Raw genomic sequence first — 13969 nt, 5'->3', positions numbered from 1 at the left:
TCACCCGCCCTGATGGGCGGCGTAGGCCTGCTCCGCCAGCGGGATCGCCTCGGGCGTGCCGACATGCAGCCAGCGCCCATCGAGCAGATGGCCGAACAGGGTTCCGCTGGCGATGCAGCGGTCGAACAGCAGGTTGAGCGAGAACGGTCCCTCCGGCGTGTCGGCGAAGAGCTCCGGCTTGATGATGGCGACGCCGGCATAGACGTAAGGCGCGCTTGCAGCCTGCCCGCGCCGCGCCAGCCGGCCGGCCTCGTCGCGGAAGAAGTCGCCGGCGCCGTCGAAGCCGACGCTGCTCTCACGCTCCGCCAGCAGGAGCAGCATGTCCATGCGCCCGGCATCCCAGGCGGCGGCCATGGCGGAAGTGTTCGACGCCCCCCGCTCGCTCCACAGCGAATCGGAGTTGACGTGGAAGAAGGGCTCGGTGCCGAGCAAAGGCAGCGCCTTCTTCACGCCGCCACCGGTTTCGAGCAGCAGGTCGCGCTCGTCGGAGATCGCGATGCGCGGGCTGGAGCGGCCGGCGACGCGCGCCTCGATCTGCTCGGCGAGGTAGTGGACATTGACCACGGCCTCCGCAACGCCAGCTTCGGCCAAGCGGTCGAGTGCATGGTCGAGCATGGTCTTGCCGGCGATCGCAACCAGCGGCTTCGGCATGGTGTCGGTGATCGGGCGCATGCGCTTGCCGAGCCCGGCGGCGAGCACCATGGCCCGGCGGATCGGCGGCGAACTGGTCTGCATGACGTGAACGAATCTCCCGCCGGCCAAGACTGCACCATCAGCCATGGCCGGAGCGATTGCTCAAGTGCGGCGGGAGCCTCACAGGAAGCTGGCGATCTCCTCCAGCGGCTTCTTGCCGATCGCCGGGACGACGCAGCCCTCGGCGGGATAGCCGACGACGAGCAGGATCAGCGCCTTCTCGTTGTCGGGCCGGCCGCAGAGTTCGTTGAGGAAATTCATCGGCGCCGGCGTATGTGTCAGCGTCGCCAGGCCGGCCTGATGCAGCGAGGCGATCAGGAAGCCGGCGGCGATGCCGACCGACTCCGGCACGTAGTAATGCTTCACCTTGCGGCCTTCGGCATCATAGCCCCAGCGCTGGGCGAAGATCGCGATCAGCCAGGGCGCGGTATCGAGGAAAGGCTTGTGCTCGTCGGTGCCGAGATGGGCGAGCGCGCCCAGCCATTCCTCGCCGGCGCGGCCGGCATAGAAGGCGCGCTCTTCTTCCTCGGCGCCCTCGCGGATCTTCCGCTTGATCTGCGGATCGGAGATGCAGACGAAGGTCCAGGGCTGCTGGTTGGCGCCGGACGGCGCGGTGCCGGCGGTCGCAACCGCCGCCTCGATGATCTCGCGCGGGACCGGCCTGTCGGAATAGTCGCGCACCGTGCGGCGCGTCCTCATCGTCTCCAGGAACCTGAGCGCCTGCGCCTTCATCTCCTCCTCGGGCAGGCCCTGGAAGGCGAGCGGCATGGTGACATAGGCGTTCATCGATGTCCTCCTGACAGCTTCTTGCGGGCACTGCTGCTTGCACAATAGACCATCCCGGTCTGCCGCCCTATGGTCCCGCCCATGACGAACCCGGCCTCACAGCTCAAGCCCGGCGACCACCTCTTCCTGGTCGATGGCTCGAATTTCATCTTCCGCGCCTATTTCCAGTCGATCAACCAGGACCGGAAATACAATGCCCGCTCCGACGGTTTGCCGTCGGGCGCGGTCCGGTTGTTCGCGACCAAGCTGTTCCAGTTCGTGCGCGATGGCGTGCTCGGGGTGAAGCCGACCCATCTCGCCATCGTCTTCGACAAGAGCGAGAACTCCTTTCGCAAGGAAATCTACCCGGCGTACAAGGGCAATCGCTCGGACCCGCCGCCGGACCTGATTCCGCAGTTCCCGCTGATGCGCGACGCCGTGCGCGCCTTCGGGCTGATCCCGGTCGAGCAGGACATCTACGAGGCCGACGATCTGATCGCGACCTATGCGCGCCAGGCGCGCGAGGCCGGCGCCGACGTGCTGATTGTCTCGGCCGACAAGGACCTGATGCAGCTCGTGCGGCCGGGTGTCGCGATGTACGATCCAGCCTCGGGCGACGCCAAGAAGGGCGCCGGATTCCGGCCGGAACGGCGCATCGGCGAGCCTGAGGTGGTCGAGTATTTCGGCGTCACGCCGGACAAGGTCACCGACGTCCAGGCGCTCGCCGGCGATGCGACCGACAATGTCCCCGGCGCGCCCGGCATCGGCATCAAGACGGCGGCACAGCTGATCGGTGAGTATGGCGACCTGGAAATGCTGCTGGCCCGCGCCGGCGAGATCAAGCAGCCCAAGCGCCGGGAGACGCTGACCAATCCCGAGGTGGTCGAGAAGGTCCGCATCTCGCACAAGCTCGTCACGCTGGTCGAGGATGTGCCGGTCGAGACGCCGCTCGGCGAGCTCACCCTGAACCAGCCCGATCCGGCCAAGCTGATCGCCTTCCTCAAGGCGATGGAGTTCACCACCATCACCAAGCGCGCGGCCGAGGCCTATGAGGCCGATGTCGGCGCGATCGATGCCGACCCCGATCTCGCGCCGGGCGGCGCCCGCGCCGCTGCGCTCAAGGCGCTTTATGCCGAGACCGATGCTCCGGTCGCTGGGGCAGGCGAGCTCGCCGCGACGGCTCCCGTCGCGAACGGTGCCGCGCCGGCGGCCTCTCCTGCAGCCGATGGCTGGCTGCGGCCGGCCGATCTCGCCGCCGCACGCAAGGACGCGGCGCTCGCGGTCAAGATCGACCATGGCGCCTATGAGTGCGTCCGCACCGTCGCCGATCTCGCGCGCTGGATCGGCTGGGCCTACGAGGCCGGCTGCGTCGCGCTCGACACCGAGACCAACTCGCTCGATGTGATGCAGGCTGACCTGATCGGCATCTCGCTCGCGGTCGCGCCGGGCAAGGCCTGCTATATCCCGCTGCAGCACCGCGCCGGCGACGGGTTGTTCGATTCAGGTCTGCTCGAAGGCCAGATTCCGCTCGACCAGGCGCTGACCGAGCTGAAGCCGCTGCTCGCCGACCCCGGCGTGCTGAAGATCGGACAGAATCTCAAGTACGACATCGCCGTGTTCAACCGGCACGGGGTCGAGGTCGGCCCGATCGACGACACCATGCTGATCTCCTACGCGCTCGACGCCGGCCATGGCGGACAGGGCATGGACCGGCTTTCCGAGGTTCATCTCGGCCACAAGCCGATCGCCTATTCGGAGGTCGCCGGCACCGGCAAGAGCCAGGTCACCTTCGACAAGGTGCCGCTCGACAAGGCGACCGCCTATGCCGCCGAGGACGCCGACGTCACGCTCCGCCTCTGGCTCGCGCTGAAGCCGCGGCTGGTGCCCGAGCGCAAGACCACGGTCTACGAGACAATGGAGCGCCCGCTGGTGCCGGTGCTGGTGCGGATGGAGCGGCGCGGCATCTCGATCGACCGGCAGATCCTGTCGCGCCTCTCGGGCGAGTTCGCCCAGTCCCTGGCGCGACTCGAGGACGAGATCCACACGCTCGCCGGCGAGAAGTTCACCATCGGCAGCCCCAAGCAGCTCGGCGACATCCTGTTCGGCAAGATGGGCCTGCCCGGCGCCAAGAAGACCGCGACCGGGCAATGGGCGACAGGCGCCGGCGTGCTCGAGGACCTCGCCGAGCAGGGCAACGAGCTGCCGGCCCGCATCCTCGACTGGCGCCAGCTGGCCAAGCTGAAATCGACCTATACCGACTCGCTGCCGACCTATGTGAATCCGCAGACCCAGCGGGTCCACACCTCCTACGCCCTGGCGGCGACCACCACCGGTCGGCTCTCCTCCTCCGAGCCGAACCTGCAGAACATCCCGATCCGCACCGAGGCCGGCCGCAAGATCAGGACCGCCTTCGTCGCCGAGAAGGGCCACAAGCTGATCTCGGCCGACTACAGCCAGATCGAGCTGCGCATCCTCGCCCACATGGCCGACATTCCGCAGCTCAGGCAGGCCTTCGCGGATGGCGTCGACATCCATGCGATGACGGCCTCCGAGATGTTCGGCGTGCCGGTCCAGGGCATGCCGAGCGAGGTGCGCCGGCGCGCCAAGGCGATCAATTTCGGCATCATCTACGGCATCTCGGCCTTCGGCCTCGCCAACCAGCTCGGCATCTCGCGCGAGGAAGCCAGCGCCTATATCCGCAAGTATTTCGAGCGCTTCCCGGGGATCCGCGACTATATGGACCAGGCGCGCACCACGGTGCGTGCCAAAGGCGCGGTCGAGACCATCTTCGGCCGCGTCTGCCATTTCCCGGCGGTCGCCTCGAAGAACCCGTCCGAGCGGGCCTTCGTCGAGCGCCAGGCGATCAACGCGCCGATCCAGGGCTCGGCCTCCGACATCATCCGCCGCGCCATGATCCGGATGGAGGACGCGCTCGCCGCCGCCAGGCTCGACGCGCGCATGCTGCTCCAGGTGCATGACGAGCTGGTCTTCGAGGTCCCGGAGGGGCAGGTCGAGGCGGCGCTGCCGGTGATCCGCAAGGTCATGGTCGAAGCGCCGCAGCCGGCCGTCGCGCTCAAGGTGCCGCTCGTCGTCGATGCGCGCGCCGCCGACAACTGGGACGAGGCGCACTAACCTTACGGCCGGGAACCGTCCTATTGCTGACGCGTTGAGCTTTGCGCCGTGCGTTCCGCATGGCATCGTTCATTGCAGGCACCAGGAGGCATTTGATGGCCGCAACCAGTTCTACCGCAAAGCGACAGGCCGCGGCCTCGGTCAAGCGTGCCAAGGACGAGGTGGCCGATGCTGCCGCCGATACGGCCGAGCGCGCCCGCCGCGCCGGCCGTCGCGTCAAGGACGAGGCGGACGAGATCGAGGCCAGCCTGACGCGCGGCGCCGAAGACCTCGCCGCGACTGTGAGCGAAAAGCTGAGATCGGTCGGCGTCGACACCGACCGCATGGCAGCGGTTGCGCGCGAACAGGCCGGCGACCTGGAAGAGCTGATCATCCGCGAAATCCGCGAGCGGCCCCTGCGGGCGCTTGGCCTTGCGGCCGCGGTCGGGCTGTTCGTCGGCTTCCTCTCGGCGCGCTGAGCCATGCTGGGGGGGCTGACCGGTCTGGTCACGCGCGAGGTCGGCGGCGTCGTGCGCCGCAACGTCACGGTCGTCGTGCTCTACCTGCTGGCAGGGGTGCTGGCGGCCGGCGCAGTCGGCTACGCGCTCAATGCGCTGCACACGGTGCTGACGCTGCATTACGGGGCGGTCACCGCCAGCCTGTCGATCGCCGGCGGGTTGCTGGTCGCCGCCCTGCTCATGATCGGCATCGCCCTTTATGTGAAGAGCCGGCCGCGGCCGGATCGGCGCCTCGCCGCCGCGGTCGCTGCCGCCCCGATCGCGGCCACGCTGGTCGGCAATCGCAAATTCGGCTGGCGCACCGGACTGGTCGGCGGCGTCGTGCTGCTGGGGCTCATCCTCGGGCGGCAGTTTGCGCGGGGCGACGACGACGCTGAAAGCTAGAGCAGATTAGCTCTGAATCGGCGGCCTTTCCGCCGCCGGTCTGTGGCGATGTGTCTTTTTACCTTGGGCGATCAAGTGTCAGCGTCTATTCAAGACGGCAATGAATGCCCAGCTGAAGCTCCGTCCACGCTGGCTCTCGCCGGGACTGCCCTTGCTCGGTACGCGCCGCTACACCGCATCCTCGGCTGCAATCGCGATCCTCGTGGTTGCTGCCGCCGTCCTGATCGCGGGCTGGATCAACATCCGGGCGGACGAAGCCTCGAAGCTGGTCTCGCGCTCGATCGATATCCGCGAGCGCAGCGAGCGGTTCCTCAGCAACGTGCTCGATACAGAGACGGGGCAGCGCGGCTTTCTGCTCACCGGCGACGAGCAATATCTGGAGCCCTACGACGACAGCCGTGCCAAGCTGCTGCCCAGCCTGGCCGAGATCGAACGCCTCGTCGCGTACAGCCCGACGCAGACCGAACGCATACAGCGTGCCCGTGCCGCGACCACCCGCAAGCTCGTCGAGATGACCGACACCGTGGCGCTGATGCGGGCCGGCAAGCGCGGCGAGGCCGCCGCCATGGTGAGTCGCGGGACCGGCAATCGCCTCACCCAGGAGCTGCGCGACATCGTCGGCGAAATCCAGCTGGAGGAGAATCACCGCCTTACCGCCAGCAGCCGCCACGAAGCCCGTCGCCGTGTCCTGGCCAGTGCCGGCATCCTGATCGCGCTCGCCGGCTTGTGCCTCGCCGCCTGGCTGCAATTGCGGGTGCGGCATCGCCGGACGGTCTCCCTGTCCAGCTCCAATGCCGAGTTGGAGCGGAAGGTGGCCGAGCGCACGCTCCAGCTCGAGAATGAGCGATTGCGGATCGAGGCGCTGCTGCGCGACGTCAACCATCGCGTCGGCAACAATCTGGCGATGGTTTCCGCCCTGCTCAACGTCCAGGGTCGGCAGACGCGCGAGCCCGCCGTCAAGCAGGCCTTGGCCCAGGCGCAATCGCGCATCCAGGCGATCGCGGCCGGCCAGCGACGCCTGCGGCTCGACATCGAGGCCGACGAGATCGAGGCCCGGCCTTATCTGGAGGATCTGCTGGCCGAAATCGGCAAGGCGGCCGAAGGGCGTCCGATCGAGATCGCCCTGGCGATGGATGCGATCCGCCTGCCGGGACGCGACGCCGTTTCCTTCGTCGTCGTCATCAACGAGCTGGTGACCAACGCGATCAAGCACGCCTTTCCGGACGGTACCGCCGGCAGGATCACGATCCGGCTCGCGCGCACGCCCGAAGAGAACCTCGTCCTCTGCGTCGAGGATGACGGCGTCGGCATGCCGGAAGACCAGCAGAGCGCCGGGCTGGGCAAGTCGGTGATCAACGCCCTGCTGCGCAGCATGCGGGGTGATATGGAGATTGCACCGCTGTCGCCCGGTGTGGCGCGGCCGGGTACCCGTGTCGCCGTCACCTTCCCGAAACGGGAGCAGCGGACCGAGGAGGACGCGGCAGCATAAGCCCTTTCTCAGCCCTTGTTCACGGCCTTGGAGACGAAGCGGCCGAGCTCGTCGGCCGAGAAGGGCTTGCGCACGAAGCGTATGTCGCGCAATTCGGGCGGAACCTCGCTGGGGGCGGAGCCGGAGACGAACACCAGCGGAGTGCCCTTGGCGCGCAGGCTGGCGGCGATCGCGAAGGTCTTTCCGCCGACGACGTCGATGTCGAGCAAGGCGCAGTCTATCGGCTGGTCGGCGGCACGCCGCGCCTGCGACACCGAGTCGACCACGATCAGCTCGGCGTCGCCGCCGAGCTCTTCGCTTACGGCGCTCTCGATATCCATCGCAATGAAGGGGTCGTCCTCGACGATGAGGACCCGAATACCGGCCATGAGACCCAGATCACCTTCCAACTTCACGACTCAACCCCAAGCTGTTTCCTGCTTGTGAGCTTGATGAACGCCCGCTCGGTCGGCCTTGTTCCGTTCTGAGCCGGATTGTCCGCCCCGAACCCTTCAAATTCAACTTAAATTGCCCGTATATGGTTAGGAAAGCGTAAGTACCTCCGATCAGCGCTTGCGCGGCGAGCGGACGAGACTGAGCTCGAAGGCGGTGACGCCGAGGGCGACATTGGCGCCTCGCTGGATGGGCAGGGACCGCGGCACCAGACGGACATCGCCGTCATGGCTGCCGAACAACCTTACATCACCCTCCTTGCGGGCATAGGGACCGCTGAGGACGCCGAGAGGTGCGCGCGCATAGGGCCCGTAGACCCGCCATGCGAGCAGGCTGCGCCCGACCGTCTTGGCGTCGAGCGAAAAACCACGGATCACTCCGGTATAGGTCTGAAGCGGCCCGCGTCGCGGGCGAAAGCGGCATTCGAGCGGCTTCTGCGTCGCGACGGCCTGGGCGAGGCCGGCGCCGATCGTGCAGGTCAGGCGCCCCGCCGGCGCGGTGCTCTGCGCTAGGGTCGGAGCTGCGGACAGGCTGGCACCGGCCGCCAAAGCGAGCATTGCGATAAGACGTCTCATTCACCTTCTCCTGCGCCCTACTCCGAATGCACCGCACCGACACGAGGCCGGTTTCGCCGAATCGTCCGCTGCGCCTCGAAACCGCACCAAAGCGCCGCAATCACTCCATAGTTCCCAAATAATCCGGAACCTCAATCCGGTGCTTGCGTTGACGGGAACTGACCAATGGACGCGCGAATGCCAAAGCAAGGACAGACCAGCCCGGCGCAGATGTTTCCTACTCCCAAGCTGGCGCGCGATCTTCCGCCATTCTGGGACCTTGAACAACTTCTGCGCGAGGGTTTTGACCATGATTCGGCGCTGGCCGAGCTTGCTATCCGGCGTGAGAGCTGGTCGAGCGGAAGGCGTCCGCCACCGGCCACGGCGCAGTCAGACACGCCCGACGCCGTCTTCACGATCGCGTCATAGGATTTCGCCGGGATCATTGACAGAAGCGGCTTGAGGCCGCCCGGCGCTGCTGGATATCGACATGGAGATGGTTGGCGTGGGCGGCGTCCGCGCCCGGACCAAGGACCGTCATGAAGGCGCCGCAGGCTGATTGGCGCACGCCGTCCAAGAAGCGCGACTGCTCCAGGCCCTTCGGCCGCTCGACCACCACGACCGCTCCGCCCTGTTTTTCCTCGCCCAGCTCGAAGGCGAAGATGTCGAGCGCCTGCCCGGTGGCGTGCTCGCTCAGCGCACCTGACGCCTGACGATTGCGCCGGCGGCATTCGTGCCCGCCGCCGACGCGCAACGCCGTCAGCTCGCGACCGAACGTCCCGCGCGCAAGAGGCTGAAGGCCGCTGTCGAGCCACAGCGAAACGGCCCGCGCCAGCTCACAGCTCAGCGTCGGTGGCGGCACCAGTCTGACCTGCCCCGGCCCGGCGGCGGTACGGACTGCAAGCGCATCGACCACGACCGGATCGACCACGCGGCAGCCTTCCGCCTCCAGTTTCGGGGCCGGCGCGATCGGACGAACCCTGTTCCCGGGGATGCCTGCCAGCATCCGCACGCAGCCACTGCCTTCTGTCGCGGAGACCGGCTTGTCCTCCAGCGGGATGATCGCCGGAGCCGAGGCGGGCTTCTGCAGGGAGGCGGGCCGCGACGGGGGCCGTGGAGCGTTCGTCGGCTTCGATTCCTGGCTCGAGGCCCGATCGGCCTCGACCAATCCGGCGGAGGCGACGAGGGCTGCCAAGCAACCCCACCAGATGGGCCTGCGCCGATACATGCGTTCAGCCGACGGTCGTGAACAGGACCGTGATCGAAGCCGCGACAATCAGCGCCGCCAGCAGAGCCATGGACATGACCGATCTCCCTCGCATCCCCCGGGCCGGGGCAACGCGAGGGATGGCCGATTTGTTCCCGGTCACCTCGATCGGTGGGTCAGGCCGCCTTGCGGCCGGCGCGGCGATCGAAGAAAAGCGCCTGGCTGATCGCGGCCTTCACCGCTTCCGGCTGGAACGGCTTGGTGATCAGGAAGGCCGGCTCCGGGCGGTCGCCGGTGAGCAAACGCTCCGGATAGGCGGTGATGAAGATCACCGGCACCTCGATCGCGGCGAGGATTTCGTTGACCGCCTCTAGGCCGGAGCTGCCGTCGGCCAGCTGGATGTCGGCCAGCACCAGGCCCGGCCGCTTCTTGGCGACGAGCGCGATGGCCTCGCGATGTGTCCGGGCGACGCCGGTGACGTTGTGGCCGAGCTCCTCGACCATGGTCTCGATGTCGAGGGCGATGATCGGCTCGTCCTCGATGATCAGCACGTCGGTAGCGACCTGCTCGGCGATCTCTTGGCCGGCGGTCTGAACGAGGGCTGCGGCGTTGCTCGGAGCGATGTTCATGACCTGCGCGACCTCCTCGATGGAGAACCCTTCGACCGTCCGCAGCAGGAAGGCCTGGCGCGAGCGCGGCGTCAGCGCGTCGAGATTTCGCTCGGCGGCGGAACGCTCCGTCTCCGGCGCCGATGCCTGGGTGTTGAGTCCTACGGACGACCACATCTGCAGGAACAGCCGGTAGAGGCCGACCCTCGCGCCGAGATCGCGCGGAAAGGTGCCGGGGTCGGCGATGAGCGCTTCCAGCGTCGCAACGACATAGGCATCGCCGCTGGCCTGCGTTCCGCTCAGCGCCCGGGCGAAGCGGCGCAGATACGGCAAATGCGGCGCGATTTCAGTGGCGATCGACATCTTGCTATCCCCCACGAAGTCCGGCCCGATCTGCTTTCGATGGCAGCTGATCGGGTCGGTTACGATCCAGAATTGAGAGGCGGAACCACCGATCGGACATCCGACCAGACAGATCCCACCTCCATCAAAGTTGCAGGAGAGAAGCACTCAAGTTACTGTTATGACAAGAAAATTATTTTTCGTCCGGAATGGAACCTTTTGCTTTCGGCCTCGTTATTGGGCCGAATGAAGGTACGTTTCCGGGTGGTTGCGCGCCGGCGTGCCGATGAGCGTGCGTGGCGTGGTGGGGTGTGATCGGCGAACATGTCGGCATGCCAATGGAGCTAGGGTGATGAATTTGATGAATGCCGATCCGCCCGAAGCGGCAAGGGCCGAACCGGACGACGAGAGGGTGCTCGACCCGCGGGTGCAGGAATCGATCGGCCGATCCCTCAAGGCGCATTACGACGACCTGATCAGTGCGCCGGTGCCCGACCGGTTTCTGGTGTTGCTCGCCCAGCTCGAGGATACCGAACGGCGCCTCAAAGCCGAAGGCGGCTCCGATGAGCGCAGCTGACTTCAAGGACGGGCTGATCGCCGAGATTCCGAATCTGCGCGCTTTCGCGGCGTCGCTTTCGGGCTCGATGCAGCTCGCCGACGATCTGGTCCAGGACACGCTGCTCAAGGCCTGGGGCAATGCCGAGAAGTTCCAGCCCGGCACCAGCCTGCGGGCCTGGCTCTTCACCATCCTGCGCAACACCTATTACTCGCTCTACCGCAAGCGCGGGCGCGAGGTGCAGGACAGCGAAGGCACTTATGCCGACAGGCTCGCGACCCACGGCAATCAGGAGAGCCATCTCGACCTCGCCGATTTCCGCAAGGCACTGGCCAAGCTCCCCGAGGAGCAGCGCGAGGTGCTGATCATGGTCGGCGCCACCGGGCTGTCCTATGAGGAGACCGCCGAGATCTGCGGCGTCGCGATCGGCACGATCAAGAGCCGCGTCAACCGGGCACGCGCCAAGCTGGCGGAGCTCCTGTCCATCGGCGGCGTCGATGATCTCGGCCCCGATCGCCGGATCACCGCAGCCGTGCAGCGCGCCGGACCTGAACCCGTCGGCAGCTAGAGCAGGATGCGAAAAGGTGCGACCGGTTTTTCGCGGGGATCCTGCTCTGAACTCCTGGAATCGATCACATTTTTTGATTCTGGATCGGTTCGATCCAGAATCATCGTGATCTGATGGCCCTTTCGCTGTTCAGGACGGTCCGCGGCCGCCTCCTGGCACTGATGGTCGCGATCGTCCTGCCCATCGCCTGCCTGACGGCGGCGGCGGCGGTCGCGACCTATCGGACGGTGTTCGAGGCAATCCAGACATCCCAGGCGCGTGCAGCGGATGATTTCGCGGTGCGCGCCCGCGTTTGGTATCGCGGCGCGCTGCGCTCGCTCGTCGCCAGCTCCACAGCGATCCGGGCGGCAGCGCCGGCGGTGGACAGCTGTGGGCGCATCGCTGAGAAGGCCATTGCCGCGGTCTACGGCTACGAGTCACTGCTGCTGCGGGTCTCCGGCCAGCCGGACTGTGTCGGTGGGCTCGGAGGCAGTATCCCGAGCGGTGAGCTCACGGGCGTGGCGAACCAGCTCGCCACGCGGCCTCCCATCAAGCTCTGGGGCGGCACCGAGTTTACCAAGGCCCGCTACGATCAGGTGACGATCGCCGGCCGCTCCTATCTCGCCATCTATAGCGAGTTCGATGGAGGCGATGCGCTCCTGCTCACCAAGCCGGACCCGCTCGACGATACCTTCGACCTCGGCAGCAGCGACAAGGGCATGATGGCAGCGCTGCTCCGGCGCGGCGGCGACGTCGTGGTCGCGCGCGGCGGCGCGCAAGCCGATGCATCCTGGCTTCCGAATGCCGAGATCGTACCCGAACCGACCGCGCATTGGGTTGCTCGGAGCCGGGCCGGACCAAGCCGCGCCTACGCAGCCCGCATGGTGGCCGAGCCGGATCTCTATGTCGTGGCGAGTTTCGACGGCACGGCGGAGCAAGCCGCGCGGACGCAGTTCTACATCCTGCTGCTCGCACCCCTGCTGACGCTGACTCTCCTTGGCCTGGTCTATATGAAGGCGATCGACCAGCATTGCGTGCGCTGGCTGCGCGGTATCGAGACCACGGCCCGGGCGAGGTCGAGCTCGGCCAGTGCCCACGTCCCGCTCTCCGACGAGATGCCGCGCGACATCCGCAGCGTCGCCGAGGCCTTCAATGCCATGGTCGACGAGCAGGAGGTGCGCCAGAGCAAGCTCAGGCTCGCGCTCGACGACAATCGTTTCCTGGTCCGCGAATTGCACCATCGGGTCAAGAACAGCCTCCAGGTGGTTCAGAGCTATATCGGCCTGACCAAGCGCGACCATCGAGGCGAGGCGCGGATGGCGCTGTCGGATGCGGAATGCCGCGTCCATGTGCTGTCGGCCGCCTATCGTTTCACGCTCGCCGACGGCGAGATGCAGCCGGTGCGGATCGACCTGTTCCTCGACGACGTCGTGGCGATGGTCTCCAGCCTGATCCTCGCCCGCGGCCAGCGGCTCGAAAGCCGCATCGAGACGCAAGCTGTCCTGCCGATCGATCGGATCATCCCGCTCGGCTTCCTGATCGTCGACGTGGTCAGCCGGGTGCTGCGCACAGCTCCGGGCATCGGCCTCGAACTCGCCGTGACCGCAGCCGGCGACGGCATCCTCGATATCGCCATCAGCTCCGACCGCGACACCACGCAGATCGCGCCGCCGCGCCTGTTCGCCGGACTCCTGATGCAGATCGAAGCCGTGGAGATCAGCCCGCCGCAGGGGCGCAGCCTCGGCGTCTGGCGCTTGAGTCACGGCGCTCAGCGCCAGAGCGACGAGGCTCAGCCGAGCTTGTCGACCGGCGTGATCTCGACGCCGACGCTGAGTCCGAGGAAGGCGCCGGTCGGCCCGACATAGCTTCCCGACACCGGCGAAGCATCCTCCGGTACACGCGCCACCGCGACCCGCAGCAATTGCCGGTCGGCGACGAGGTCGTTGGTCGGATCGAATTCGACCCAGCCGTCATTGGGAATGAAGACGTCGGCCCAGGCATGGGTCAGCCCGGCCACGGAGGTCATCGCCCCGCCCTGCGGCGAGCGGTCATGGATATAGCCGGTGACGAAGCGCGCGGCGAAGCCGAGCCGGCGCGCCAGCTCGATGAACAGCCAGGCGTAGTCGCGGCAGGAACCCGCCCCCGCTTGCAGGGTATCGAGCGGATGCTGCGTCCCCTCGTCGAAGCGCACGGCATAGCTCAGGCTGGCGTTGATCTCATGCGCCAGGGCACGCAGCAAGTGGCCGCCGTTGAGCCGGGTCCGGAACGCTTGCAGCCAGGCGTCGAGCGCGCCATCGGGATCGGCGGCGGCGAGATCGAGATAGGGCTGGAGGACGGCCCGCTCGGCCGGGGTGTAGTTGATATCGGAGCTATCGATGTCGGGCTCAAGCCTAGAGCGCGGCAGCGCCGAGCCGAAGCGCTGGACGACGAGCTCGCTGACGACATCGAGCGTGTCCGAGGGACCCGCGAAGCTCGCCATGGCGACGGGGTTGCCATAGGCATCGTGCATCCAGCGCAGCGCGGCCGGCGGCGAGATGGCGATCGCGGTGTCGATGACGCGCAGATCGAACGAATCGCGCGGGCGCAGCATCAGCCGGTGCGGGCCGAAGACGACCGGCTCGGCGTAGCGATAGGTCGTCGCGTGGCGAATGCGCAGATACATTTGATCTCCAGCCGATCCATCTTACCTCGCCATCATGCGAAAAGCCGCCTCGCGGCGGCTTTGCTGGTCAGGCAGGTCAACTACGCGCGAGCGCCGGATCG

15 protein-coding genes are annotated in these 13969 nt (G+C 67.1%); 8 read left to right on the top strand and 7 right to left on the bottom strand.

What is annotated here, in order from left to right; all coding sequences use genetic code 11:
• On the bottom strand, positions 1 to 735 hold the full coding sequence (locus tag BMZ21_RS13875) for a nucleotidyltransferase family protein (RefSeq protein ID WP_091835144.1): 735 nt from the start codon (positions 733 to 735) through the stop codon (positions 1 to 3).
• Positions 736 to 813: 78 nt separating this feature from the next.
• Positions 814 to 1479 (bottom strand): nitroreductase family protein, encoded by a 666-nt coding sequence (locus BMZ21_RS13870; protein WP_208862281.1) that lies wholly within the window; start codon positions 1477 to 1479, stop codon positions 814 to 816.
• A gap of 81 nt (positions 1480 to 1560) precedes the next feature.
• Between BMZ21_RS13870 and polA the strand changes: the two genes are divergently transcribed.
• The 4 genes from polA to BMZ21_RS13850 all read left to right on the top strand — a co-directional run bounded on the left by polA (position 1561) and on the right by BMZ21_RS13850 (position 6960).
• Positions 1561 to 4590 carry a DNA polymerase I gene (gene polA, locus BMZ21_RS13865; protein ID WP_091836040.1) on the top strand — a complete coding sequence of 1010 codons (3030 nt, stop codon included), beginning with the start codon at positions 1561 to 1563 and terminating at the stop codon, positions 4588 to 4590.
• A gap of 95 nt (positions 4591 to 4685) precedes the next feature.
• Positions 4686 to 5048, top strand: a complete 363-nt coding sequence (locus tag BMZ21_RS13860; protein WP_091835141.1) for a glycine zipper domain-containing protein — start codon at positions 4686 to 4688, stop codon at positions 5046 to 5048.
• Positions 5049 to 5051: 3 nt separating this feature from the next.
• A complete protein-coding gene (locus BMZ21_RS13855; protein WP_091835137.1) occupies positions 5052 to 5471 on the top strand; it encodes a hypothetical protein in 420 nt (139 codons plus the stop codon).
• A 100-nt stretch (positions 5472 to 5571) separates the two neighbouring features.
• The gene (locus BMZ21_RS13850) at positions 5572 to 6960 is read left to right on the top strand and encodes a sensor histidine kinase (RefSeq protein ID WP_091835134.1); all 1389 of its coding nucleotides are present in this window, start codon (positions 5572 to 5574) and stop codon (positions 6958 to 6960) included.
• An 8-nt stretch (positions 6961 to 6968) separates the two neighbouring features.
• Here BMZ21_RS13850 and BMZ21_RS13845 read toward each other — a convergent pair whose 3' ends face one another.
• Together BMZ21_RS13845 and BMZ21_RS13840 are read right to left on the bottom strand one after the other, a co-directional pair.
• Positions 6969 to 7328, bottom strand: coding sequence for a response regulator (locus BMZ21_RS13845; protein ID WP_091835131.1), 360 nt, complete (start codon positions 7326 to 7328; stop codon positions 6969 to 6971).
• Positions 7329 to 7505: 177 nt separating this feature from the next.
• On the bottom strand, positions 7506 to 7967 hold the full coding sequence (locus BMZ21_RS13840) for a DUF992 domain-containing protein (protein WP_091835128.1): 462 nt from the start codon (positions 7965 to 7967) through the stop codon (positions 7506 to 7508).
• 165 nt (positions 7968 to 8132) lie between these two features.
• Between BMZ21_RS13840 and BMZ21_RS30600 the strand changes: the two genes are divergently transcribed.
• Complete coding sequence (locus tag BMZ21_RS30600; RefSeq protein ID WP_208862280.1) at positions 8133 to 8375, top strand: hypothetical protein; 243 nt, start codon at positions 8133 to 8135, stop codon at positions 8373 to 8375.
• Positions 8376 to 8388: 13 nt separating this feature from the next.
• Here the strand turns inward: BMZ21_RS30600 and BMZ21_RS13835 are convergent, their stop codons facing one another.
• Both BMZ21_RS13835 and BMZ21_RS13830 read right to left on the bottom strand, forming a co-directional pair.
• Positions 8389 to 9141 (bottom strand): extensin-like domain-containing protein, encoded by a 753-nt coding sequence (locus BMZ21_RS13835; RefSeq protein WP_167561636.1) that lies wholly within the window; start codon positions 9139 to 9141, stop codon positions 8389 to 8391.
• A 188-nt stretch (positions 9142 to 9329) separates the two neighbouring features.
• Positions 9330 to 10124, bottom strand: a complete 795-nt coding sequence (locus tag BMZ21_RS13830; RefSeq protein WP_091835122.1) for a response regulator — start codon at positions 10122 to 10124, stop codon at positions 9330 to 9332.
• A gap of 340 nt (positions 10125 to 10464) precedes the next feature.
• On the opposite strand from BMZ21_RS13830, the gene BMZ21_RS13825 reads away from it, so the two are divergent.
• From BMZ21_RS13825 to BMZ21_RS13815, 3 genes are all read left to right on the top strand, one after another.
• The gene (locus BMZ21_RS13825; RefSeq protein WP_143079709.1) at positions 10465 to 10680 is read left to right on the top strand and encodes a NepR family anti-sigma factor; all 216 of its coding nucleotides are present in this window, start codon (positions 10465 to 10467) and stop codon (positions 10678 to 10680) included.
• Positions 10667 to 11227: a sigma-70 family RNA polymerase sigma factor gene (locus BMZ21_RS13820; RefSeq protein ID WP_091835116.1), complete on the top strand. Its 561-nt coding sequence runs from the start codon at positions 10667 to 10669 to the stop codon at positions 11225 to 11227. The genes BMZ21_RS13825 and BMZ21_RS13820 overlap by 14 nt, the downstream gene beginning before the upstream one ends.
• 113 nt (positions 11228 to 11340) lie before the next feature.
• A complete protein-coding gene (locus BMZ21_RS13815; protein ID WP_091835113.1) occupies positions 11341 to 13071 on the top strand; it encodes a histidine kinase dimerization/phosphoacceptor domain -containing protein in 1731 nt (576 codons plus the stop codon).
• Here the strand turns inward: BMZ21_RS13815 and BMZ21_RS13810 are convergent.
• A complete protein-coding gene (locus BMZ21_RS13810; RefSeq protein ID WP_091835110.1) occupies positions 12996 to 13868 on the bottom strand; it encodes a transglutaminase family protein in 873 nt (290 codons plus the stop codon). The genes BMZ21_RS13815 and BMZ21_RS13810 overlap by 76 nt on opposite strands.
• Positions 13869 to 13969: the final 101 nt, after the last annotated feature.

Origin of the sequence: Allobosea lupini (assembly GCF_900109525.1) — a bacterium.
In the GTDB taxonomy this organism is placed as follows: Bacteria; Pseudomonadota; Alphaproteobacteria; order Rhizobiales; family Beijerinckiaceae; genus Allobosea; species Allobosea lupini.
This window is presented reverse-complemented; position numbering and strand designations above follow the sequence as displayed.

Bases quoted from the DNA above. Each gene is read 5' to 3' on its own strand.
- BMZ21_RS13875 (WP_091835144.1), bottom strand. From the start codon at position 735: ATGCAGACCAGTTCGCCGCCGATCCGCCGGGCCATGGTGCTCGCCGCC.
- BMZ21_RS13870 (WP_208862281.1), bottom strand. From the start codon at position 1,479: ATGAACGCCTATGTCACCATGCCGCTCGCCTTCCAGGGCCTGCCCGAG.
- polA (WP_091836040.1), top strand. From the start codon at position 1,561: ATGACGAACCCGGCCTCACAGCTCAAGCCCGGCGACCACCTCTTCCTG.
- BMZ21_RS13860 (WP_091835141.1), top strand. From the start codon at position 4,686: ATGGCCGCAACCAGTTCTACCGCAAAGCGACAGGCCGCGGCCTCGGTC.
- BMZ21_RS13855 (WP_091835137.1), top strand. From the start codon at position 5,052: ATGCTGGGGGGGCTGACCGGTCTGGTCACGCGCGAGGTCGGCGGCGTC.
- BMZ21_RS13850 (WP_091835134.1), top strand. From the start codon at position 5,572: ATGAATGCCCAGCTGAAGCTCCGTCCACGCTGGCTCTCGCCGGGACTG.
- BMZ21_RS13845 (WP_091835131.1), bottom strand. From the start codon at position 7,328: ATGGCCGGTATTCGGGTCCTCATCGTCGAGGACGACCCCTTCATTGCG.
- BMZ21_RS13840 (WP_091835128.1), bottom strand. From the start codon at position 7,967: ATGAGACGTCTTATCGCAATGCTCGCTTTGGCGGCCGGTGCCAGCCTG.
- BMZ21_RS30600 (WP_208862280.1), top strand. From the start codon at position 8,133: ATGGACGCGCGAATGCCAAAGCAAGGACAGACCAGCCCGGCGCAGATG.
- BMZ21_RS13830 (WP_091835122.1), bottom strand. From the start codon at position 10,124: ATGTCGATCGCCACTGAAATCGCGCCGCATTTGCCGTATCTGCGCCGC.
- BMZ21_RS13825 (WP_143079709.1), top strand. From the start codon at position 10,465: ATGAATGCCGATCCGCCCGAAGCGGCAAGGGCCGAACCGGACGACGAG.
- BMZ21_RS13820 (WP_091835116.1), top strand. From the start codon at position 10,667: ATGAGCGCAGCTGACTTCAAGGACGGGCTGATCGCCGAGATTCCGAAT.
- BMZ21_RS13815 (WP_091835113.1), top strand. From the start codon at position 11,341: ATGGCCCTTTCGCTGTTCAGGACGGTCCGCGGCCGCCTCCTGGCACTG.
- BMZ21_RS13810 (WP_091835110.1), bottom strand. From the start codon at position 13,868: ATGTATCTGCGCATTCGCCACGCGACGACCTATCGCTACGCCGAGCCG.